A 22,400-nucleotide genomic window follows, 5' to 3' on the forward strand; every position below is an offset into this window, starting at 1 on the left:
CTTGAGTAAGGTTGTGGTAGATGTACTGTCAAAGAATTGATATTACACAATTATAAACCGATGGTGTCCCCAGTTGAAAGGCTATCCTCACAGATTATTTAGTATGAAATATAATTTTTTTCTCATTATTGCTAGCGTGTTTTGTGTAGCAAGTTTATTTGGTCAAACCAAGGTGAGTGGTGAGATTTTTGACGCAGATGGTAACGGTCTACCTTTTGTAAATGTCATATTTGTAGGGTCTAACGAGGGTACGATAACTAATGAAGATGGACGTTTTTATCTAGAGTCTGACCAGACCTGGGATCAAGTGCGATTTTCTTTTATAGGTTTTTCAAATAAGATAATTGACCTAAGTGAGAAGGTGAATTATGAGATGAAAGTAACGCTAGAAGAGGAGGCAGGAGCATTAGACGAGGTAGTCATATTTACAGGAAAAACAGATAAGAAAAATAACCCAGCGGTAGATATACTACGTAAAATATGGGCAAACAAGCGTCAGAACGGATTGAGACAGTACAAGCAGTATGCTTATGATAAGTATGAAAAGCTAGAGTTTGATCTTAACACTATTGATAGTTCGCTTATCAATAGCCGCATCTTTAGAGGGATGGAGTTCATCTTTGAGCAAACAGACACAAGCCGAATTACTGGAAAAACTTACCTACCTATTTTTGTAAACGAAGCATTTTCAAAAGTATATGGGGATAATGAGATTAATAAGGAAAAGGAGATTCTAGAGGGGAACAAGAATAGTGGTTTTAGTGAGAATCAAACGATCATAGGTTTTGTAAAAAGTTTATACAGTGATTATGATATCTATGATAACTACCTACAGTTTTTTGACAAGAGTTTTACAAGTCCAATTTCTCGTACAGGTATCCAAACCTATAACTATGTACTTGCAGATAGTGCTTACATCAATAATAAGTGGTGCTACAACATTATTTACTACCCTAGACGTAAAAACGAACTAACCTTTAAAGGAGATTTCTGGGTTAATGACTCTACATGGGCTATTAAGGAAATCAATATGCAGCTTTCTAAAAGTGCAAATGTAAACTGGGTAAAAGAGATTTACATGGAGCAAGAATTTGATATCGTAAATGATAGCACCTTCTTACTTTCAAGAGATTACTTTTTATCTGATTTCGCTTTGCGCGAAAAAGAGGAGTCCAGAGGTATGTACGGTAAGCGTACTACGTTATATGATAATCACAACTTTGATAATAAGCTAGAAAAGGACTTTTACGACAGACAGGTGTATAATTATGATAAAGATGTTTTTAATCGTAGTGATGAGTTCTGGCAAGAAAATAGAAAAGAGGCACTTAGTAAAGATGAGCTAGGAGTTTATAAGATGCTTGACACCTTAAAAACGGTAAAGAAATTTAAAAATCTTTATAACCTAGGTTCTATTCTTGCATCTGGATACTATGAAATCCCAAGTCTAAACTTTGATTACGGTCCTATATTCTCAACCTTTGGGTTTAATGAGGTAGAGGGATTACGTGTGCGCACGGGAGGAAGAACTTATTTCTCACAGAATGATCCATGGAGATTAGAAGGATTTTTAGCCTACGGATTTAAGGACAAAAAAGGAAAATTTGGAATCTCAGGAAAATGGCTGCTAGATAAGAAAAGTAGGTTTATTGTCTCTGGTGGATATAGACAAGACGTGGAGCAGATAGGAGCGAGTCTTACTACTTCTAGAGACGTGCTAGGAAGAAATCTAGCATCATCCTCGCTAGTAAATACAGCGACCAATGATAAGCTTACCTCTATCAAACTAGCAAATATTGCAGCAGAAGTAGAGATCGTGCGTAACCTCCAAGTAAGAGCAGACTTTTCTGTGAGAACTTTAGAGTCGGCTTCAGAAACCTTTAGCCTAGATTATTTTACAGATAACACGCAAACTGCCACTACAGGAGAGTTGAAACAAGCAGAAGTTGTCTTAACCACTATCTGGGAGCCAGGAAAGAAAACTTCAGGGTTTGGAGTGGAGCGTAGAGTAACTAATGAGTGGTTCCCTAGTTTTTATGCGAGCTACACGCGTGGCCTAGAAGGGACACTTGATAGCGACTTTGCTTATGATAAAGTACAGTTTTCTGCAAGGAAGGCAATCCGTATAGGAGGTCTTGGTACATTAACCGCCTCTACAGAAATAGGTAAAACATTTGATGAGGTGCCACTAGCGTTATTAAGCCCAGTACCGGGTAACCAGTCGCTGTTTTCAATCTTTAATACCTTTAGCCAGCTTAACTTTTATGAGTTTACAACAGATGAGTATGCCTCATTACAGCTAGAACATAACTTTGGAGGCCGTATTTTTAATCGTATTCCATTACTCAAAAATTTGAATCTACGTGAGATTGTAAGCGTGCGAGGTGTGATAGGAAATATCTCTCAAGGGAATATAGACTTAAACCGTCCAGCGTTTGAGAGTTTACTATTTGAAGAAGGACAACCTATTACTGCAATAACTCCGAGCATGGTAGCTCCATCTGTAGAGCCATATTATGAGTATAGTGTAGGAGTGGGTAACATTTTTAAGGTGTTCCGTATTGACCTTAACTTTAGAGGAAATTATAATTCTGTTCCAGATGCGAGGAAGATAGGAGTGACAGGAAGTTTTGGGTTTTATTTTTAACGGGATACTTCTTGTGGGATAGCTTGTTAGCATTTTTAAAAGCATGTCTTTTTTGAAGCCATAACCTAATCTTAACGCATCATAATTTGGCTAAATCGCTATTTCAGCGTATTTTTGCACGCCTTAAGAAATATGTTTTAAAGTAAATGGTTGTTATGCAGTTGTTTAATAAAGTGTAAGCTTAGGAAATTGTGAACTAATTGACACATTTCTCATGTATTTAAATACGAGAGATTTGAAATATAATATATTATGACAGCAGATAAAGTAACAACATTTGACGTATTAGTAGAGATTCCTAAGGGAAGCCGTAACAAGTATGAGTACGATTTTAAATTAAAGAGAATGCGTTACGATCGTATGATTTTCTCTTCCATGATGTACCCAGCAGATTATGGTTTTATTCCAGAAACTCTTGCGCTAGATGGTGATCCTCTTGATGTATTAGTATTAGTTACAGAGCCTACTTTTCCAGGTTGTGTGATTGAAGTAAAGCCTATCGGAGTATTCCACATGGCAGATGAAAAAGGACCAGATGAAAAAGTAATCTGTGTCCCAGTAAGTGATCCTTCTGCTAGTAAGCTTACAGATCTTTCTGACTGTAACCCACACTTAATAAAAGAGATTGAGCACTTCTTTCAAGTATATAAAGATCTTGAAGATAAGAAAGTAGACGTAGGTGGATGGGGAGATGTTCATGAAGCGAAAGCAATTATTCAAAAATGTATCGAACGTTACGAAGAATCTGATGTTCCTGTAGAAGAAGTTACTATCAAATAGATACTTTTTCATAATAAAGAATTAGTCAAAAAAAGCAGCCTTTAGGCTGCTTTTTTTGTTCTATCTTATTTCCTACATTAGTAGTTGTTAAATATTTTAAGGATTTATTTAAGAATCCCTTATAAAAACACCTAATAATATATGGAATCAATAATGATTTATGTGCCTATCGCACTAGCATTACTCGGGTTGATCTACATGCTCGTAAAAAAATCTTGGGTAATGAAACAAGACGCCGGAGACGGTAAGATGAAAGAGATTTCTGATCACATCTACGAAGGTGCGCTTGCCTTTCTTAATGCAGAATACAAGCTGCTCACCATTTTTGTAATTATTGTAAGTGTCTTACTTGCAATTGTATCATTTGTAGTTCCCACTACACACTGGCTCATTGTAATCGCATTTATATGTGGTGCAGTTTTTTCTGCTTTTGCAGGAAATATAGGGATGAAAATAGCCACAAAAACAAACGTGCGTACTACGCAGGCTGCAAGAACTAGTTTACCTAATGCACTTAAAATCTCCTTTGGTGGAGGTACTGTGATGGGACTAGGAGTTGCAGGATTGGCAGTATTGGGTCTTACGGCTTTCTTTATCTTTTTCTTTCACTTCTTCATGGGTGGCGTGTGGACTAACACGACAGATATGACGGTAGTTCTTGAAACGTTAGCAGGCTTCTCACTGGGAGCTGAGTCTATCGCTTTATTTGCGCGTGTAGGTGGAGGTATTTATACCAAAGCGGCAGATGTAGGTGCAGATCTTGTAGGTAAAGTCGAAGCAGGTATACCAGAAGATGACCCACGTAATCCAGCGACTATAGCAGATAATGTGGGAGATAACGTAGGAGATGTTGCCGGTATGGGAGCAGATTTATTTGGTTCTTATGTTGCTACAGTGCTTGCGGCAATGGTTCTTGGTAATTATGTGATAAAAGATATGGGCGGAAGCATTACAGATGCCTTCGGAGGAATAGGTCCTATTTTATTACCTATGGCAATTGCAGGTGTAGGAATCATCATTTCTATTATAGGTACCATGCTGGTGAAAATTAAAAGTAACGATGCAAAGGAGTCTGAGGTCATGGGTGCGCTCAACATAGGTAACTGGACTTCTATAGTGCTCGTTGCTATTGCGTGTTTTGCACTTTGTAAGTGGATGCTACCTGAAACTATGCAAATGGAATTTTTTGGAGAAGGAATTCAAGAGATCTCATCTATGCGTGTCTTTTATGCAACAATCGTAGGATTAGTTGTAGGAGCGGTGATATCATCTGTGACGGAGTATTACACAGGGTTAGGTAAGTCACCTATCCTTAAGATAGTGCAACAATCAAGCACTGGGGCAGGTACAAATATCATTGCAGGTCTTGCAACAGGAATGATTTCTACGTTTCCTTCCGTACTGCTATTTGCAGCTGCCATCTGGGCGTCATATGCATTTGCAGGATTTTATGGAGTAGCACTAGCAGCTTCTGCGATGATGGCAACGACGGCAATGCAACTAGCAATAGATGCCTTTGGACCTATATCTGATAACGCCGGAGGGATTGCAGAGATGAGTGAGCAAGAGCCTATTGTACGTGAGCGAACAGATGTTTTAGACTCTGTGGGTAATACAACGGCGGCTACAGGTAAAGGGTTTGCAATAGCATCTGCAGCATTAACTTCACTAGCGCTTTTTGCGGCCTATGTAACTTTTACAGATATAGATGGTATTAATATTTTTAAAGCACCTGTTCTTGCAATGTTATTTGTGGGTGGTATGGTACCCGTAGTATTCTCTGCCCTTGCCATGAATGCGGTGGGTAAAGCAGCCATGGAAATGGTGGAGGAAGTACGCAGACAGTTTAGAGAGATTCCGGGTATCATGGAAGGTACTGGAAAACCTGAGTATGATAAATGTGTGGCTATTTCTACAAAAGCGTCACTCAAGGAAATGATGCTTCCTGGAGTACTTACTATAGGTTTTCCATTAGTAATAGCTTTTTTACCTATGTTATTTGGGATGGAGCATAAAGCGATTGCAGAGATGCTAGGAGGATATATGGCGGGAGTAACCGTAAGTGGCGTGTTATGGGCAATATTCCAAAACAATGCTGGAGGCGCATGGGATAACGCAAAAAAATCATTTGAAGCAGGAGTAGAAATAAATGGTGAGATGACTTTTAAAGGCTCAGATGCACATAAGGCTGCGGTAACTGGTGATACGGTAGGAGATCCTTTCAAAGATACATCTGGACCTTCTATGAATATATTAATAAAACTTACATGTTTAATAGGTTTAGTGATTGCTCCCATATTAGGTAGTCATGGTGACGAGGGACTCGCAATCACTGCTCCGGATGGTGCCGTTATTGAGATTACTCAAGATGGTCGGATAAAAGAATCTAGGGAAGTAAAAAAAGAAGTTCGCTTCTCCATGGCAGAACAAAATGGACAATTTGTAGGAACGGTCACCATTATTACGGATGATAATGGGGAGGTGAGTACGACCAAAAAGGAATTTATGGGTACAGAAGCTCAGGTTAAACAGCAAATGGATGATTATGAAAAGGAAATAATAAACTAACATTCAAGTAATTCAAAACTAAAGCGAGCCAATTAGGCTCGCTTTTTTTATAACTAATTGGTATGGAGGTATAATGGTGTGTGTAATGTGATTTCTTAACAAACCTTTATTGTCATATTAATATACTTTAACCTTCATCTCGGGTATTTTTATAAAAAACAAGATTATGATACTACCTAAAACTAAAGTGCCTTCGCTAGAAGTGCCTTTAATAAATGATACTAATTGGAAATTGAGTGAGCAAAATTCAGAAAATTTTACGCTCATTATTTTTTATAGAGGCTTGCATTGCCCTGTATGTAAAGCACAGCTTGAGGATCTAGCGTCACAACTAGATAAATTTACAGAGCGAGGAATTAATGTAGTTGCGATAAGTGGAGATACAGAAAAGCGTGCAAAAATAGCAGGAGAAGATTGGGACGTTCCATCACTTCCTATTGGTTATAACTTATCATTAGAAAAAGCTAGAGAGTACGGGCTGTATATTTCTAAAGCAATTTCAGATAAGGAGCCAGACTACTTTACAGAGCCTGGACTGTTTTTAATAAAGCCAGATGGTACACTTTTCTTCTCATCAGTGCAATCTATGCCGTTTGCAAGACCACAGTTTGACGATCTTTTAGGAGGGATTGATTTTATTATGAAAAAGGACTACCCTGCAAGAGGAGAGGTAAAAGATATTACATCATTATAGTACATACTAAGCCACATTCTGTAGAAGGCGTACCATCTTATGCGTACGCCTTTTTTATGAGCTGTTTAATTTGCGCTTTCAGTTTGCTGAAGTTTATACTGAACCTGTCGAAGTACGAAAGCGTAATTTTAATAAAAACCACCAAACTATGTTTTTTTCATCAAAGTCCGATCCTATACAAATAGATGGCTACCAGTCGTACGGATCATCAAATCATTTATATTTAATAGGCAGAGCCCTCGAGCACGAGGGAGTAGATCTCAAGAAAACCAGCTTTCTTTCTGCACTAAAAAATGCGTACAAGCAATTTGCTAGTGATGAGTTAAGACACACAAAATTAAAGGTAACACTGCCAAATAATAGATCATTTTACACTACTACAGATGCTGAGGGATATTTTAAAATTGATGAAAAGGTTGATGGGCTAGGAGCACTAACAAATGATGAAGGTTGGCTGCAAATGGTGATTAGTTTTGACGATGTGCAAAAGGGAATTACCGTGTTAGGAGACAATAGATTCCCTATTGAGATGCTCATACCGGCAGAGACAGCTTCTTACGGGGTGATAAGTGATATAGATGATACCATCTTGCACACAGGTGTTGCCTCATTGCTTAAGTGGAGAGTGATTATAAATACATTCTTTAAAAATGTAGGGAAGCGCACTTCGCTGGAGGGAGCGCCACAACTTTATAGAAAATTACACGGAGGGAAATCTGGACAAGATGCAAATCCTATGTTTTACGTGAGTAACAGTCCATGGAATTTATATAGTTACCTCGAGTCTTTTGTAAGGAATCAAAAGTTTCCTAAAGGGCCTATATTATTGAGAGATTTACGCGGTCCTTTTGAAAAAACACCAAAACCAGAAAAACCTCATAAGCAGCATGAGATTAGAAATATACTAAATGCTTATCCTAAGCTTAAGTTTGTACTTATAGGTGATAGTGGAGAGCATGATGTAGATATTTATCTAGAAGTGGCTAAGGAATACCCAGAGCAAATAATAGCTGTGTATTTACGTAGTGTAAAGCACAAGAAAAAGGTGCTTAGAGTAAAAAGTGTTTTGAGTCAGTATGAGACTACTCCTGCTGTACTAGTAGAAAAAAGCTCCTTTGCAGAGGAGCACGCAAGATCAATAGGACTTATATCGTAAAAGCATAAAAAAACGGCTACTTGAATCAAGTAGCCGTTTTTGTGTATTATTAAGTTGCTTTGTGACTACTGTCTTTCAAAACGAAATTCTTGATTTGTTGTAGATGTTCTATCTGTACTTACGTCTACATCCATAAATTCTATTCTCAATTGGCTATTGTTAAATAAAGTCACATCTCCTGTGTTACCACCGTCAAAAGTTATTGTTTGATCTGTATCGTTTACAGTATAACTACCTGTATCAGAATCGACAATAATTTCAGTTTCTTCTACTGGGTCGTTGTTTTCTAATTGAGTAGTTGTTGTTAAACGGTATTGGAAGCTAGTAGTGTAAGTTCCGTTTGCGTTAAAAACGATGTTTGATGATCCAAAGGTGTCACCTACCTCAGTGATAGTTGTCGTAGCCGTCCCTCCTGTTACTTGCTGTTCTATTACCTCCTCACTTTCAAAAAATGTGAAGTTATATGTTCCTTCAAGAAGTGCTGGAGTAAGCGTAGGTCCTGCTGGTGTACCGTCATCATCATTACCACAAGAAATAGCCATTACAGAAATAGCAAGGACTAAAATAAATTTAAGATTTTTCATAATATTTGTTAGTTTTTCAAGGCGCAAAACTAGAGTATTTTATTCAATTAGAAAAGCTTTTTACAGATGTAAAGAAATACATTTCTATGTGTAAATAGCTGAAATTAAGCAAGTAGTAATGTTGTTTTAACTCTAGAAAAGACCGTTTAACTCAGCATCTATTCTATTAATAATATCCCCTAAGTCTTCTGGATTATCTACAAAGTTAATATCATCTACATCGATAATGAGAAGCTTTCCTTTTTTATAACCATGTATCCATGCTTCATAACGCTCATTAAGACGACTTAAATAGTCGATAGAGATAGAATTTTCATAATCTCTCCCTCTCTTATGTATTTGTGATACTAGATTAGGAATAGAGCTACGTAAATAGATCATCAAGTCTGGTGCATCTACCACACTTTCCATCAAGTCAAAAAGAGACTTGTAGTTATTGTAATCACGATTAGTAAGAAGACCCATCGCATGAAGGTTAGGGGCAAAGATGAATGCATCTTCATAAATAGTACGATCTTGAATAATCGTTTTGTCGCTATCTTTTATATCTAGTAGTTGTCTAAAACGACTGTTTAAAAAGTAAATCTGAAGATTGAAAGACCAGCGTTCCATCTCATTATAAAAATCATCTAGATATGGATTATCTACAACATCTTCATATTGTGGAGTCCAGTTAAAGTGTTTAGATAAAAGTTTAGTTAAGGTAGTTTTACCTGCTCCGATGTTACCGGCAATTGCAATGTGCATGTTAAGGTTTTTTAGGAAGTTTTAGTCGGAAAGCAGCTAACTTTTGACCGGTGTAAAGATACAGGATTTCGCCATTCAACGAAAGTTGTTTTATGGTAAAATCTGGAGTATTTAATGCAATAAAATCGTTGGATTCTTTTGGTTTGTAGTGTAATTTGCCCTGTGATAGCAAGATAACAGCGCCTTTGCTTTGAGAAATGAGCGTGATATCTTGTAAGGCTGTTTTACTTAAAAAGCTACCGTAGTTATTGTAATGAAACAACCCTATTTCATTTACTACCCACGCAAAATTAAAATTAGTTGATAGTGTCGTAGCATTGACTGGCATAGGTGGGAATTGTGTGGTTATTTGATCTGTATTCCAGTCAAAAATCTCAAGTTGTTGTAGGTCTGTATTAAATACCCATAAACGTCTATCACCATTTGTCGCAACATGACTTATGTTTCTAAAATCATCTATGGCAGAAAAATTAATGCGGGTAATCTCACTCAATGTATTGTCTAGTATTACTGCGGTATTTGTAGCTTCATGAAACACACTTATTTTAAGCGGATTAAGAATATCAACCGAAGTGATAGCACCTAGCTGTAGTGCAGTAAATTGATAACCGTCATTAATATCGTCTTTATATAAAACATCATCTTTAATATGATACAAGGCATTAAAAGTATCAACTCCTATAAAAATATCTGCCTCGAGTGTCACCTCATTAACCTTTTCTAAAGTGTAATTCTGGCTAGTTACCGTGATGGTGGCAAGCAATAGTAATATGTAAATCAGTTTGTGCATTAATGAGCAAAGTACAAAAATCTAGCCGTTATAGTTAATACCTTTGTAAGGTGAAAAAAGAGATTGAAAATAGAGAAGATGTATATACACTTGTAACCACTTTTTATGGTCGCATACGTAGTGATGTTTATTTGGGACCTATTTTTAATAAACACATTACAGACTGGCCACATCACTTTGAGCATCTCACAGACTTTTGGGAAGGCAATTTGTTCTTTAAAAAGATCTTTACGGGAAGACCTTTACAAACGCACAAACGTGTAGATAGAGATGAAGACTACACTATAAATGAGCAACACTTTGGTGTGTGGCTCAATCATTGGGTACAAACGGTAGATGAGTTATATGAAGGCGAACTTGCAGAGATGGCAAAGTTTAGAGCTCGTAAGATTGGAACTTTTTTTCTTGTAAATATGTTTCAAGCAAAGCCTTCACGCTAGCAGATGAGCTTATAGCCATATCCTCTTACGTTTACGATTTCTATAGTACTGTCCTCTTTCAGCTTTTTTCTAAGTTTTGATATAAAGACGTCCATACTTCTCGCAGAAAAGAAGTCATCATCACCCCATAATTTTTTAAGAATAAGTGATCGGTCTAGAACGGCATTACGATTTTTATGAAGATGAAACAATAAATGAGATTCCCTGTGAGTTAACTTTTGTACGCTTTCGCGAAAGTGTAATTCCTGCCTCGTAAAATCAAAATGATAATTACCGATGGTAATGGCCTCTGCCTTTTGCTGTAATGTTTTACGTTGCAGTAAATTCTGAATTCTAACAATAAGTTCTTCTACACTGAAAGGTTTTTTGAGATAGTCATTACCACCTATACTAAATCCCTCGACCACATCTGCAGTTTGTGACTTTGCGGTGAGGAAGATTATAGGAATCTCATCATCTTTTTCACGAATCTCTTTTGCCACGGTAAATCCATCTTTTTTTGGCATCATGACATCAAGAACTAAGATGTCTGGTTTTTTAAGTTGGTATTGATTCATGGCTTGTACACCATCTATACAGAGTGTCACATTAAAGCCACGGCTCTCTAGACTTTCTTTTACAATAAGCCCAAGTGCTGGCTCATCCTCTGCGAGCAAAATATAAGGTTTAGTCATTGCCATCTGGGATTGTAATTTTAAATGAGGTTTGAGGAGTAGTGAGAACTTCAATAGCGCCTCCGTGTTTTTCAATAATAGTTTTGGTGTAGTAAAGTCCTATCCCAAAACCTTTTACATCATGGGTGTTTCCCTTAGGAACACGGTAAAACTTCTCAAATAATTGAGCCGCCTGATCCTTAGTAAGTGATGTGCCAGCATCTGTAATTGACAGATGGATAGTGTTATTGCTGTTTGTTATAGCTATTACTATTGGTGGTTTACCATATTTAGTAGCATTATCTACAAGATTATCTATGGCATTTTCTAGATGAAAAATATCTACAGTAGCCCATATGGAAGACGTTGTACTCTTAAGTGTTATAGGAATCTCAGGTGCAATTTCTTTATATTTTTTAATCAGATGTTCAAGTACTTCCACTAGGTTACAACGCTCTTTTTGTAACGATAAATCATTCTTATCGAGTGTAGCGGTGTCTAGTATGCGCTCTACCATAGTATTGAGCTTGCCTAACTGTGTGGTAGACATGGCGAGGTATTTTTCTGTTTTTTCCTTGTCGTTTTCTTTGTTAAAATGCTGTATCCCCTCAATTGCTGCACTTATGGTGGCTATGGGTGTTTTAAACTCGTGCGTGATATTACTTATAAAATCATTTTTAATTTCGGCGAGTTGTTTTTGTTCTCGTATAATTTTGAGAAGGTAGAGAAGGCTAGCAATTACAGCTGCAATTAGTATAAATGAAAGTAATATACCTGCTAGGTTACGTTTTAAGATAATGGTGGTAATATCATTAAAACCTAGAGAGAGTATACTTTCTGCAGGGAGCAATTTTGAATTTGCAACCACATTAAAATCATAGGTTGGGCTGAGTTGTGTGGAAACCCCTGGAATGGGGCGTGAGATGGTGTCTCCTTTTGGGCTATATGTGAGACTGTGTGCTGCGCGATCTATTCCTAATGTCAGTAATTGCTCTTTTACAAGTGTATCTAATTTTTTTATATCAATGGTATCATCGTTAAATGATATAACGATTTTTGATGAAAGTGTTTCTAGAGCGTTTTTTCTATCGCGCAACCTCAATTCTCCAGAAGCAAGTGTGTCATATTTAGCGATACTATCTGTTTTAAGGCGTTGCTTTGCAAAGAATCGCTGCAACCTATTACTGTTGTTTTTTAATGTGTCTTTATTTGAGCCTCCATTGATGACAAGCGTAGAGGTGTTGGCATTATTTTTTTCAAAGTGCTTGGTGAGTGCTTGTTGTTGCTGGCTCTGTATTATAGAATCTATTTTTTCTGGATGAGCACCTTCTATCGTGAGAAAACCTAAGCTATCCAGATTGTTTTCTATCTGTATATGTTCAATGCTTATAACACTGCTATCCGTTTTCTTTCTAAGAAAATCTTTAAACCCATCTGTTTCGAGGTAATCCCCTGTACCTTTTTCATACTTTGAGAAAATACCTATGGTATTTTGTGCAGCTAGCTCCTCATAATATTGGTCTACTGCTAGATCAAGACCTATTTGCACATCACGCACAAGCTGTACTTTTCCAGCCTCATAGTTTTTGTAGTTCCAATATAATTGGATTGCTAGCGTCAGTGTAATCACGGTAACGATAAAGTATATAATATAAGTGTACCTCTTGTCTTCCATAATTCAAAGATGCTTTATAAGGAGCTCTTAAGCAAATTGGTTAACACTCGTTAACGGTAGTTAACGTTAGTATCTTGTTTATTTTCAGATATTTGAATCATCAATAAATCATGTCAATCAAAAAGCAATCAATTATGAAATCACTTATTATTACCATGCTAGTTACAGTTTTTGCTTTCGCGAAAGCGCACTCACAGCAACTCTCAGGAGTAGCAACCTATCAATCACAACGATCTTTTGACTTTAAAATGGATGATGATAAGAACAATGGAATGAGCGCCGAAATTCAAAAGCAAGTTCAAGCTCAGATGAAAAAGCAGTTTCAGCAAGAGTATACACTTGCCTTTGCAGGTGCAGAATCTACTTACCAACAAGAAGAAAGCCTCGCTGCTCCGGCGCCATCTACAAATGGAATTACAGTTACAGTTTCTGGAGCCAAAGGCGTTACCTATCACAATACTGTAGAAGGAAGGCTATTAAAGGAAACTCAGATTATGGGAAAGGAGTTCTTAGTGAAGGACTCACTATCTAAACCAAAATGGATATTAGAAAAAGAAATCAAAAATATAGGAGTATACACCTGTTTTAAAGCTACCATCTCTGAAGAATATGAGCAGCCATCTTTTAATGAAGAGACCGGAGAGGAGGAAGAATCTGTTACAAAGACGAGAACAATCACCGCATGGTACACGCTAGATATACCTGTAAATCATGGTCCAGATGAGTACTGGGGATTACCAGGCTTAATACTAGAAGTGAGTGATGGTAAATTCTCACTTATGTGTACAAAAGTAGTATTGAACCCAAAAAAGGAAGTGCAAATAGCTTTACCAGAAAAAGGTAAAGTGGTTGCTCAAGATGAGTTTAATAAGATTCAAGAAGAAAAAATGGACGAAATGATGGAGCGTCACGGAGGTAAAAGAGGGAAAAATGGAAGTCGTGTGTTTACAACCACAGAGATCATACGGAACTAGAGTTCTTAAAATTTTCTTAAAATTTAAAAGCTCATCAAACTATGCGCTACTTTAAAAGTCTAAAGTATAAATAATTAGAAATATGACTCTTAAAATATCCCAGTGGTTGTGCATTGCATTTGTGACACTTACAGTAGGTACAGCTGTTCAAGCACAGAAAATTGAAGGTGTTGCAACTTACCAAACTAAAACTACGATAGATATGTCACGCTTTAATCGTGGTGGACAGCAACTGACGGAAGCTCGTAAAAAGCAGATTGCAGAGCGCATGAAAAATTTCTTAGAAAAGGAATATACACTGAGCTTTAATAAAGATGAGTCTTTTTATAAAGAAGAAGAAAAACTTCAAGCGCCTGGACAAGGTGGAGGTGGACGTGGTTTTGGAGGAGGTTTTACACAAGGAGGTATCTACTCTAACCGTGCATCAAATGATTATGCCCGTGAAAATGACATGATGGGTAAGATTTTCTTAGTAAAAGACACCTTAAATAATTTAAAATGGGAGCTCGTAAAAGAGAGCAAGGTAATAGGACAATATCCAGTTTTTAAAGCGGTAGCGACTAGAAATATAGAGCAGAATATGTGGAGCCGCATGGGAAGAGGAGCGAGACAAGGACAGAGAGGTCGTGAGAAAAAAGAAGATAGTACTGCTACTGCCAGTACATCAAGCGACATTGAAATAGCAGAAGAGGAGCCTAAGACAGAAACTATAGTTGCTTGGTACACACCTATGATCCCTGCGAGTCACGGACCAGATGAGTTTGGTGGTTTACCAGGACTCATTTTAGAGTTAAGCACAAACAATACGACCATCCTTTGTACTAAAGTGGTGCTTAATCCTCAGGAGCCTATTGCTATTGAGCCGCCTGTAAAAGGTAAAGAAGTGAGTAGAGAGGAATACCAAGCCATCGTTGAGGAAAAGGCAAAAGAAATGGCAGAACGTTTTGGTGGAGGGAATAGAAGAGGGCAGCAAGGAGGAAGACGTTTTTAATAAACTAAGTAAGCTTTCAGTTAGTTGAAGTTTATACAGATCTTATGTAAAGATGAAATCAAGCAAACAATAACATCAATCAATATAATGATCATACCTGAAATCTTTTGATAGCAGGTATGACTAATCCAACCAACCTAAATGATACTTAAAAAAATAATTTTGGTAATGCTTCTAGCATTACCCCTGACGCTCTTTGCCCAGTCTATAACGCTTAGAGGTGTTGTAAAAGACTCTATAGGGTCGCCACTTGAACTAGCAAACATTATCGCTACAAATAAAGTAGAAGGTACATTAGAATCTTATGGTATTACCGATGCATCAGGACGCTATCGCCTTGATCTTACTACAGGAATTACCTATGATATTAAAGTGAGTTATTTGGGATTGCAATCTGTAAATGAAGAAATAAACGTTGCTCAAGATGCCCAAGATATCACTAAAGACTTTACGTTAAAGGAAGATCCTAATCAGTTAGATAATGTGGAGTTGGTATATGAGATGCCTGTTACCATTAAAGGTGATACCATTGTTTATAACACGGATAGTTTTACAAATGGAAATGAAAAAAAACTAGGTGACGTTCTCAAAAAGCTTCCTGGGATAGAGGTTAATGATGATGGTGAGATAGAGGTAGAAGGAAAGGTTGTCTCTAAGGTGATGATTGAGGGTAAGGATTTTTTTGATGGAGACTCTAAACTTGCTACCAAAAACATCCCTGCAGATGCACTCAAGAAGGTTGAGGTTCTTAAAAACTATAATGAGGTCTCTCAAATGCGAGGTCTAGGTAATGATCAAGATAACGTCGCGATTAATATACGTCTTAAGGAAGGTAAGACAAATTTCTGGTTTGGAGATCTTACAGCAGGTGCTGGTGATGGAGAGAAGTTTAGATATTTAGGTAAAGCAAAACTATTTTACTATAGCCCTAAAGGGAGTATTAATATTATCACAGATTTTAATAATACGGGAGAGGTGCCATTTACCTTTAGAGACTACTTTAATTTTACCGGGGGTTTTAGAAACTTTAATCAGCGAGGTGGGACTTCTTTTAATGTAAGTGATGGTGGTCTAGGTTTTCTTACTACTCAAAATAATCGCGCAAACGAGATTGAAACTGGTTTTGCAGCGGCCAATTTTACATATATGATTAACCCGAAATGGGATATAAGTGGTCTTGCGTTACTTTCGGATAACAAGACAAACTTTGTAAATAACTCGCTAAATACATTTATTAATCAGGGATTTACACAAGGTTTCAATGAGAGTACAGATCAGCGCAATCAGTTAGGTATGGCAAAACTGAGTTCTGTATATAAGCCTAACGCAAACTTGCAGTTTGATTATGATGTGCTTGTAAAAAAGTCCAAGCAAACAGAATTTTCAGACGGTACTAGTATCGTAACAAGAGATGGAGCCGTACAAGAAGATGTGGTAGATCAAAATAAGGAGAACGAGCCATTTTCTGTCAATCAGAATGTAAATTTGTACTACACACTTGATGAGAACAACATATTCTCAGGGACTATCCAGCATTTATTTCAAGATGAAGATCCGTTTTATAATGCCACGCTTTCTCAAGAGCCATTTACAGTGCCTGACCCAGCAGATATGACAAATGAAATAAGCTCTATTGATTTTATGCCTGGTGCAAATGGTCTTTTTGATATCAATCAAAACAAAAATATCAAAACCAATAAGCTAGATGCAAAATTAGATTACTATTACATCCTTAATAAAAAGAGTAACATTAATATTACTGCAGGAACAACCTTAAGTCGCCAAGACTTTAATTCTAATCTATTTCAAATTTTAGAAACAGGAACGGTAGATGATCTTACCGAGACACTAGATGGTACTATTATAGGTAACGATGTTGCATTTAACTTTAGTGATGTGTTTGTAGGACTTCACTATAAACTTAAAACGGGAATTTTTACAATTACTCCAGGATTGACATTACATAATTATACTACAAAGAGTGAGCAACTAGGCACAACAACAGAAGATAGTGATGTGAGATTACTGCCAGACTTATTTACGGTATTAGATTTCTCTCAAGGGAAAAGTTTACGAGTTAACTACCAGATGACAGCGCAGTATACAGACGTAAATAATTTTGCCGAAGGCTTATTATTTAATAACTACAATAGTTTATATCGTGGTAACAGAGAGATAGAAAATGCTATCTATCACAATGCAAGTATCAATTACTTTAGCTTTAGTATGTTCAACTTTACGAGTCTCTTTGGAGGAGTAAATTATTCTCGCAGAGTAGATCCTATAAAGACTTCTGGGTCATTTGTAGGGATAAACCAAGTAGCTAGTCCAGTAAACAACACAAACTTTGCAGATGAGACATTAAGTGCTAACGCACGTTTCTCAAAACGTTTTAAGAAGTGGAAACTTAACGTGAGTGCAAATGGAAGCTATAGTGATCTTAATAACATTATCAACGGTGAAGATAGAAACACAAAAAACCTAACACAGAATTATAGAGCAAGTGCAGAGACAAATTTTAAAGAAGCGCCAAATTTTGAAATAGGTTACAACTTTACAAGCACAAACTCAGATAATGGCGTGACAGATAGAACCTTCTTTACAAACAGACCTTTTGCAAACGCAGAGTGGAATTTCGGTAAAGGCTTTACATTAGGTGCAGACTGGAGTCTTTATAATTATGATGATAATGATGATAGTACAGAAATTGATAATATGTATTCTTTTCTAGAAGCAAACTTGTATTACCAAAAGCCAGATAGTCAGTGGGAGTTCCGTATACAGGCTACAAACCTCTTAAATGTGGATACCATTTCAAGTAACAATGTGAATGATTTTCAAATTTCAAATACAGAGTATTTTGTACAACCTAGAATAGCGATGTTTACAGTAAAATATAATCTATAATGAGCTAATTGCTAAGTAGATATTGCATAACGACCTCTGTAAAAAGAGGTCGTTTTTATTTTTTATTATTATTTTAGGATGATGATTAAAGAAACATATGATAAGTCAAGAGTAATTAATTTCTCAGACGCTGTATTTTCTATAGTAATGACGCTGCTCATTCTAGAGGTGGGTGTTCCTACTATAAGTGAGATTAATACACAACCCTTCCGTAGTGTTCTGTCGGCTAGAATACCTGATTTTATAGGGCTTTTTGTGAGTTTTATGGTTAGTGCACTCTACTGGATGGGTCACATAAAATTAATGCGTTATGTAAGTGTGATTTCTGGTAGATTACTTTGGATAAATATCTTTTTTCTACTTGCTATCGTAATTTTACCATTCTCAACAGCGATGTATATAAATGGCTTTGACCAAGCTGGCCCTTTCATATTCTACTGTATTAACCTTAGTGTGATAGGGTTTTTTAATATAGTGATGTTGCGTTATGTCTTTCACTCAGAAAAGCAACTCTCAGGTTTTACAAGGTTACGTTACCGCTGGTACAGAGCTAGAGGTCTTAATGTGATGATTGTTTGGGTTATTGCAGGTGTTGTAGCGATCTCCATGCCTAGTCTTTCTCGTTTTATATTTTTACTTCTTTTTGTAGTTCAATTTGTTATTGATCGTCGTTTTAAGAAAAAATTGACAGTAGCGAGCTAGTGTTAAAAATGTGGTAAGTATAAGGTTCACGCTTTTGCGAAAGCGTAACTTTAAAGAAAAAAGCTATGAAATACCTCTTAGCCTTACTGATCACAACGACTATGAACACGACAACGCTCTCTTTTGATTTTGGAACTTCTTGCAACACCTGTGATGACTGGTTTGTCGTCTTGGATGGTGTTATGGGAGGATTATCTACAGGTAGCATTGAGCAAACTAGCGAAAGTATCATCTTTCGCGGAAGCGTAAGTCTCGAGAATAATGGAGGTTTTGCCTCGCTGCGCACTCCTTATCAATCTTATGATTTGTCGAGTTATAAAACCGTAGCTGTACGATATAAGTCTACGGGACAAGATTTTGGGCTTACGCTCAATAAGTATAAAAGATTCTGGAGACCGAATTATAAAATCAATTTGCCGATAACAGAAGGTGAGTGGAAAACTGTCACTTACAATCTTTCAGATTTTGGAACATATAGACTTGGTGAACCTTTGGAAGGTCACCCAGGTAAAGATGACCTGGCTTCAATCATTCGTCTCGGACTTATCTCAAATACAAAAGCCGCTACAGATTTTGAGATTGAACTAGATAAAATCGTATTTGAGTAATTACATCTAAGTCATTTCGAGCCTGTCGAGAAATCACATAACAGGGAGCGCATGCGAGTAATCATAAAGCTATCGCTATGATAATGTATAAACCAAAAAAAGGGAGCCATTAGGCTCCCTTTTTAATACATATATAAGTCAATTATAGATTGAAAGCCTCTTTTACTTTCTCTACATAATCAAGTTTTTCCCAAGTAAATAATTCTACTTCGATATTCTTTTCTTTACCGTCAAAGCTCTTGAAGGTTTTTGTAACTACTTCATTTGTACGTCCCATGTGTCCGTAAGCAGCAGTCTCGCTGTACATAGGAGAACGTAGCTTTAATCTACTTTCAATAGCAGCTGGTCTCATGTCAAATAGTGCAGTAACTTTCTTTGCAATCTCACCATCAGATAAGTTTACTTTAGAAGTACCGTATGTGTCTACAAAGATTCCCATAGGCTCTACAACACCAATAGCATAAGAAACCTGCACAAGAATCTCATCTGCAACGCCTGCAGCAACAAGATTTTTTGCAATGTGACGTGTTGCATAAGCAGCAGAGCGATCTACTTTTGATGGATCTTTTCCAGAAAAAGCACCACCTCCGTGAGCTCCTTTACCACCATAAGTATCTACAATAATCTTACGACCTGTAAGACCTGTATCTCCGTGAGGTCCACCTATTACAAACTTTCCTGTTGGGTTAATGTGATACTTAATATCATCATTAAAAAGATTTGCAATATTTTCTGGTAATAAACCTACTACGCGAGGTATTAAAATATCTTGAATATCTCCACGTATGCGACCTAGCATAGCTTCGTCCTCATCAAAATCATCATGTTGCGTAGAAACTACAATAGCATCAATACGTTGAGGTACGTTTTCATCACTGTATTCTATAGTCACCTGCGCTTTTGCGTCTGGGCGTAAATAAGTAATCTCGTCGTCTTCACGACGTAGGTTACCTAGTTCAATAAGTAATTTATGAGAAAGCTCAAGTGCCAGTGGCATGAAGTTTTCTGTCTCCTTAGTAGCATAGCCAAACATCATTCCTTGATCTCCTGCTCCTTGCTCTTCTTTTGAGTCGCGATCTACACCACGGTTAATATCGTCAGACTGCTCGTGTATGGCAGATAATACACCACAAGAGTTTCCGTCAAACATATATTCACCCTTCGTATAACCTATTTTATTAATGGTTTCACGAGCGATTTTTTGAACATCTAAGTAAGCACTAGATCGTACTTCACCAGCAAGTACTACTTGTCCAGTGGTAACTAGGGTCTCGCAAGCAACTTTAGATTGCGGATCAAAAGCGAGAAAATTATCAATAAGCGCATCAGAAATCTGATCTGCAACTTTATCTGGGTGTCCTTCAGAAACAGATTCTGAGGTAAATAAGTAAGCCATTTTTTAATTTTTTGTCAAGAAGTAGATTTGACGTATGCTGGGTAGAAACATAACATAAGAAACGTTAAAGTCTTATGTTTGATTTTAGCCATTTTTTATTGAGGTTGCAAGCAGTCAAATCTGTCCTCGTAATTATGGCACAAAGGTAAAGAAACTTTAATAATATAAACAATCCATTATCCTACCAATTTAGTAGGGTTATGTTATTGTTTTGTGAAAATTTAAAGAGTAAATTTCAACGTCTCATTATCTTAATTAGAATATTATACTGTAAAAATAATTTAAGCGGAATATTTTACTGAAATAGTGATTTTAATAAAACTTTTTAGAAAAATATTCTAAAAAGTTTGTTTTTGTAGATTTGTTTTTACAATATTTGTGCTCACAAAGTTCAATGACAGTTCAGATTTTCGCGAAAGCGCAATAATGAACAGAATAAATGTTATCAAGAAAGGCTGAGGGAATGACCCTATGAAGCCTTAGCAACCCTTTCACTTAGAAAGAAGGTGCTACATTCTACCCAAGAATCGCTCATTACCGAAACTTGAGGATAGATAACATCGAGCAAGTACCTCACGGGTATGCGCTTATGTTTTTTCTTATAATATTTTTCTTTAAACATTTCCTCGACCTTGAGATAAGGATTCGCATTGGAAATATTTGGCTTTTGTTTTTAATCCTTTCGCACGAAGTGAATGGCTAAAATTAATCCTAGTAGTACTGGGACAAAAAAGAGAAAAATGAGTACACAAAAATTGGCAACCAAAGCGTTGCACGCAGGACACGATTATGCAGCAAATGGAGGAACCCGAGCAGTTCCTATCTACCAGAGCACGGCTTATGTATTTAAAGATGCAGACCATGCAGCAAACCTATTTAACCTGTCTGAGCCAGGTTTTATTTACACACGTCTCAATAACCCAACAAATGACGTGCTTGAGAAGCGCCTTACAGACATAGAGGGCGGACTAGCAGCTGTCGTGACTGCCTCAGGAACTGCGGCCATTAACACGACTTTACTTACGTTACTAAAGCAGGGAGATCACATTGTAGCTTCTAGTAGTCTTTACGGAGGCACATGGAATCTTTTGAGCGTTACTTTACCACGTTTTGGGATTACAACCACATTTGTAGATCCTTCAGATCCTCAAAATTTTGAGAAGGCTGCCCAAGAAAATACGAGAGCTTTCTTTGTAGAGTCATTAGGTAATCCTAAGCTTGACGTGTTAGATTTAAAAGGTATTTCCGCTTTCGCGAAAGCGCACAAAGTCCCTTTCATTGTAGATAACACCGTAGCAACACCAGCGCTACTCAATCCAATCGAGCACGGTGCAGATATTGTGATTCACTCACTTACAAAATACATAAATGGTAATGGTACCGCATTAGGTGGAGTTATTATAGATGCTGGAAAATTTGACTGGAGTAATGGTAAGTTTCCAGAATTTACGGAGCCTTCCGCCGGATATCACGGTTTAGTTTATTGGGATGTGATTAAGGAAGCATCGTTTATTGCAAAAGTACGTATAGAAGGATTGCGCGATCATGGTGCAGCTCTAAGTCCGTTTAATGCATTCCAAATCTTACAAGGTCTAGAAACACTAGAACTTAGATTACAGAAGCATTCTAAAAATGCGCTTGAACTTGCAGAGTGGTTACAAACTCGTGATGAGGTGGCATGGGTAAACTATCCAGGTCTTGCTTCTAGTAAGTACAACGACCTTGCAAAACAATACTTGCCTAAAGGACAGAGTGGGATTGTGACCTTTGGTGTAAAAGGAGGTTTTGAGAGCGCAAAAACAATCTCAAATGAAACTAAACTTTTCTCACTACTAGCAAATATAGGAGATAGTAAATCGCTTATAATTCACCCTGCAAGTACAACACATCAACAGCTTAGTGATGATGATCAAGTAAGCACAGGCGTGACTAAAGATTTAATACGTCTTTCTGTAGGTCTTGAGGATATAGCAGATTTAAAAGAAGATCTCGTAGCAGCATTTGCGCGAGTAGATAAAAACGTCTTAGTGTAATTAATCTTAGTTAATTAATTAGTGCGGGAGTCCCCTGTTCATAGGGACTCCCTTT

18 protein-coding genes and 1 riboswitch are annotated in these 22,400 nt (G+C 37.1%); of the genes, 12 read left to right on the plus strand and 6 right to left on the minus strand.

Annotation, left to right across the window (positions count from 1 at the left end; all coding sequences use genetic code 11):
* Positions 1-103 precede the first annotated feature (103 nt).
* The 5 genes from SJY37_RS06950 (at position 104) to SJY37_RS06970 (ending at position 7,845) form a co-directional block, all read left to right on the plus strand.
* On the plus strand, positions 104-2,647 hold the full coding sequence (locus tag SJY37_RS06950) for a DUF5686 family protein (RefSeq protein ID WP_379952923.1): 2,544 nt from the start codon (positions 104-106) through the stop codon (positions 2,645-2,647).
* 252 nt (positions 2,648-2,899) lie between these two features.
* A complete protein-coding gene (locus SJY37_RS06955; RefSeq protein ID WP_298330261.1) occupies positions 2,900-3,427 on the plus strand; it encodes an inorganic diphosphatase in 528 nt (175 codons plus the stop codon).
* Between the two features lie 141 nt (positions 3,428-3,568).
* Entirely contained in the window at positions 3,569-5,995 is a 2,427-nt protein-coding gene (locus SJY37_RS06960; protein ID WP_379952924.1) for a sodium-translocating pyrophosphatase, read from the plus strand.
* Between the two features lie 166 nt (positions 5,996-6,161).
* Positions 6,162-6,689 (plus strand): peroxiredoxin-like family protein, encoded by a 528-nt coding sequence (locus SJY37_RS06965; RefSeq protein ID WP_298330255.1) that lies wholly within the window; start codon positions 6,162-6,164, stop codon positions 6,687-6,689.
* Positions 6,690-6,837: 148 nt separating this feature from the next.
* Complete coding sequence (locus tag SJY37_RS06970) at positions 6,838-7,845, plus strand: App1 family protein (protein ID WP_379952925.1); 1,008 nt, start codon at positions 6,838-6,840, stop codon at positions 7,843-7,845.
* Positions 7,846-7,910: 65 nt separating this feature from the next.
* Here SJY37_RS06970 and SJY37_RS06975 read toward each other — a convergent pair whose 3' ends face one another.
* The 3 genes from SJY37_RS06975 to SJY37_RS06985 form a co-directional block, all read right to left on the minus strand.
* Positions 7,911-8,429 (minus strand): hypothetical protein, encoded by a 519-nt coding sequence (locus SJY37_RS06975; RefSeq protein ID WP_035334657.1) that lies wholly within the window; start codon positions 8,427-8,429, stop codon positions 7,911-7,913.
* Between the two features lie 132 nt (positions 8,430-8,561).
* Positions 8,562-9,176 carry a deoxynucleoside kinase gene (locus SJY37_RS06980; RefSeq protein ID WP_339849193.1) on the minus strand — a complete coding sequence of 205 codons (615 nt, stop codon included), beginning with the start codon at positions 9,174-9,176 and terminating at the stop codon, positions 8,562-8,564.
* A gap of 1 nt (position 9,177) precedes the next feature.
* On the minus strand, positions 9,178-9,966 hold the full coding sequence (locus SJY37_RS06985; RefSeq protein WP_379952926.1) for a hypothetical protein: 789 nt from the start codon (positions 9,964-9,966) through the stop codon (positions 9,178-9,180).
* Positions 9,967-10,016: 50 nt separating this feature from the next.
* Here SJY37_RS06985 and SJY37_RS06990 point away from each other — a divergent pair, with 50 nt between their 5' ends.
* Positions 10,017-10,406 carry a group III truncated hemoglobin gene (locus SJY37_RS06990; protein ID WP_379952927.1) on the plus strand — a complete coding sequence of 130 codons (390 nt, stop codon included), beginning with the start codon at positions 10,017-10,019 and terminating at the stop codon, positions 10,404-10,406.
* Here the strand turns inward: SJY37_RS06990 and SJY37_RS06995 are convergent.
* Both SJY37_RS06995 and SJY37_RS07000 read right to left on the minus strand, forming a co-directional pair.
* Positions 10,403-11,080: a response regulator transcription factor gene (locus SJY37_RS06995; RefSeq protein ID WP_379952928.1), complete on the minus strand. Its 678-nt coding sequence runs from the start codon at positions 11,078-11,080 to the stop codon at positions 10,403-10,405. The genes SJY37_RS06990 and SJY37_RS06995 overlap by 4 nt on opposite strands.
* On the minus strand, positions 11,073-12,734 hold the full coding sequence (locus SJY37_RS07000) for a sensor histidine kinase (protein WP_379952929.1): 1,662 nt from the start codon (positions 12,732-12,734) through the stop codon (positions 11,073-11,075). Before SJY37_RS07000 ends, SJY37_RS06995 begins: the two co-directional genes overlap by 8 nt.
* Before the next feature lie 134 nt (positions 12,735-12,868).
* Between SJY37_RS07000 and SJY37_RS07005 the strand changes: the two genes are divergently transcribed.
* The 5 genes from SJY37_RS07005 (at position 12,869) to SJY37_RS07025 (ending at position 18,916) form a co-directional block, all read left to right on the plus strand.
* Positions 12,869-13,708 carry a GLPGLI family protein gene (locus SJY37_RS07005; RefSeq protein WP_379952931.1) on the plus strand — a complete coding sequence of 280 codons (840 nt, stop codon included), beginning with the start codon at positions 12,869-12,871 and terminating at the stop codon, positions 13,706-13,708.
* An 82-nt stretch (positions 13,709-13,790) separates the two neighbouring features.
* Positions 13,791-14,699, plus strand: a complete 909-nt coding sequence (locus tag SJY37_RS07010; RefSeq protein ID WP_379952932.1) for a GLPGLI family protein — start codon at positions 13,791-13,793, stop codon at positions 14,697-14,699.
* Between the two features lie 141 nt (positions 14,700-14,840).
* The gene (locus SJY37_RS07015) at positions 14,841-17,606 is read left to right on the plus strand and encodes a carboxypeptidase regulatory-like domain-containing protein (RefSeq protein ID WP_379952933.1); all 2,766 of its coding nucleotides are present in this window, start codon (positions 14,841-14,843) and stop codon (positions 17,604-17,606) included.
* A 78-nt stretch (positions 17,607-17,684) separates the two neighbouring features.
* Complete coding sequence (locus SJY37_RS07020) at positions 17,685-18,308, plus strand: TMEM175 family protein (protein WP_298330226.1); 624 nt, start codon at positions 17,685-17,687, stop codon at positions 18,306-18,308.
* Between the two features lie 65 nt (positions 18,309-18,373).
* Positions 18,374-18,916, plus strand: coding sequence for a CIA30 family protein (locus SJY37_RS07025; protein WP_298330223.1), 543 nt, complete (start codon positions 18,374-18,376; stop codon positions 18,914-18,916).
* A 142-nt stretch (positions 18,917-19,058) separates the two neighbouring features.
* Here SJY37_RS07025 and metK read toward each other — a convergent pair whose 3' ends face one another.
* Positions 19,059-20,312: a methionine adenosyltransferase gene (metK, locus tag SJY37_RS07030; RefSeq protein ID WP_298330221.1), complete on the minus strand. Its 1,254-nt coding sequence runs from the start codon at positions 20,310-20,312 to the stop codon at positions 19,059-19,061.
* A 439-nt stretch (positions 20,313-20,751) separates the two neighbouring features.
* Positions 20,752-20,873, plus strand: a riboswitch (SAM riboswitch).
* A gap of 179 nt (positions 20,874-21,052) precedes the next feature.
* Between metK and SJY37_RS07035 the strand changes: the two genes are divergently transcribed.
* Positions 21,053-22,345 carry an O-acetylhomoserine aminocarboxypropyltransferase/cysteine synthase family protein gene (locus SJY37_RS07035; RefSeq protein WP_298330219.1) on the plus strand — a complete coding sequence of 431 codons (1,293 nt, stop codon included), beginning with the start codon at positions 21,053-21,055 and terminating at the stop codon, positions 22,343-22,345.
* Positions 22,346-22,400: the final 55 nt, after the last annotated feature.

The organism is Dokdonia sp. R78006 (genome assembly GCF_042466145.1).
Taxonomy (GTDB): domain Bacteria; phylum Bacteroidota; class Bacteroidia; order Flavobacteriales; family Flavobacteriaceae; genus Dokdonia.

What these genes read in the sequence shown, in the direction of transcription:
- SJY37_RS06950 (WP_379952923.1), top strand. Translation starts at nt 104, where the DNA reads ATGAAATATAATTTTTTTCTCATTATTGCTAGCGTGTTTTGTGTAGCA.
- SJY37_RS06955 (WP_298330261.1), top strand. Translation starts at nt 2,900, where the DNA reads ATGACAGCAGATAAAGTAACAACATTTGACGTATTAGTAGAGATTCCT.
- SJY37_RS06960 (WP_379952924.1), top strand. Translation starts at nt 3,569, where the DNA reads ATGGAATCAATAATGATTTATGTGCCTATCGCACTAGCATTACTCGGG.
- SJY37_RS06965 (WP_298330255.1), top strand. Translation starts at nt 6,162, where the DNA reads ATGATACTACCTAAAACTAAAGTGCCTTCGCTAGAAGTGCCTTTAATA.
- SJY37_RS06970 (WP_379952925.1), top strand. Translation starts at nt 6,838, where the DNA reads ATGTTTTTTTCATCAAAGTCCGATCCTATACAAATAGATGGCTACCAG.
- SJY37_RS06975 (WP_035334657.1), bottom strand. Translation starts at nt 8,429, where the DNA reads ATGAAAAATCTTAAATTTATTTTAGTCCTTGCTATTTCTGTAATGGCT.
- SJY37_RS06980 (WP_339849193.1), bottom strand. Translation starts at nt 9,176, where the DNA reads ATGCACATTGCAATTGCCGGTAACATCGGAGCAGGTAAAACTACCTTA.
- SJY37_RS06985 (WP_379952926.1), bottom strand. Translation starts at nt 9,966, where the DNA reads ATGCACAAACTGATTTACATATTACTATTGCTTGCCACCATCACGGTA.
- SJY37_RS06995 (WP_379952928.1), bottom strand. Translation starts at nt 11,080, where the DNA reads ATGACTAAACCTTATATTTTGCTCGCAGAGGATGAGCCAGCACTTGGG.
- SJY37_RS07000 (WP_379952929.1), bottom strand. Translation starts at nt 12,734, where the DNA reads ATGGAAGACAAGAGGTACACTTATATTATATACTTTATCGTTACCGTG.
- SJY37_RS07005 (WP_379952931.1), top strand. Translation starts at nt 12,869, where the DNA reads ATGAAATCACTTATTATTACCATGCTAGTTACAGTTTTTGCTTTCGCG.
- SJY37_RS07010 (WP_379952932.1), top strand. Translation starts at nt 13,791, where the DNA reads ATGACTCTTAAAATATCCCAGTGGTTGTGCATTGCATTTGTGACACTT.
- SJY37_RS07015 (WP_379952933.1), top strand. Translation starts at nt 14,841, where the DNA reads ATGATACTTAAAAAAATAATTTTGGTAATGCTTCTAGCATTACCCCTG.
- SJY37_RS07020 (WP_298330226.1), top strand. Translation starts at nt 17,685, where the DNA reads ATGATGATTAAAGAAACATATGATAAGTCAAGAGTAATTAATTTCTCA.
- SJY37_RS07025 (WP_298330223.1), top strand. Translation starts at nt 18,374, where the DNA reads ATGAAATACCTCTTAGCCTTACTGATCACAACGACTATGAACACGACA.
- metK (WP_298330221.1), bottom strand. Translation starts at nt 20,312, where the DNA reads ATGGCTTACTTATTTACCTCAGAATCTGTTTCTGAAGGACACCCAGAT.
- SJY37_RS07035 (WP_298330219.1), top strand. Translation starts at nt 21,053, where the DNA reads ATGAGTACACAAAAATTGGCAACCAAAGCGTTGCACGCAGGACACGAT.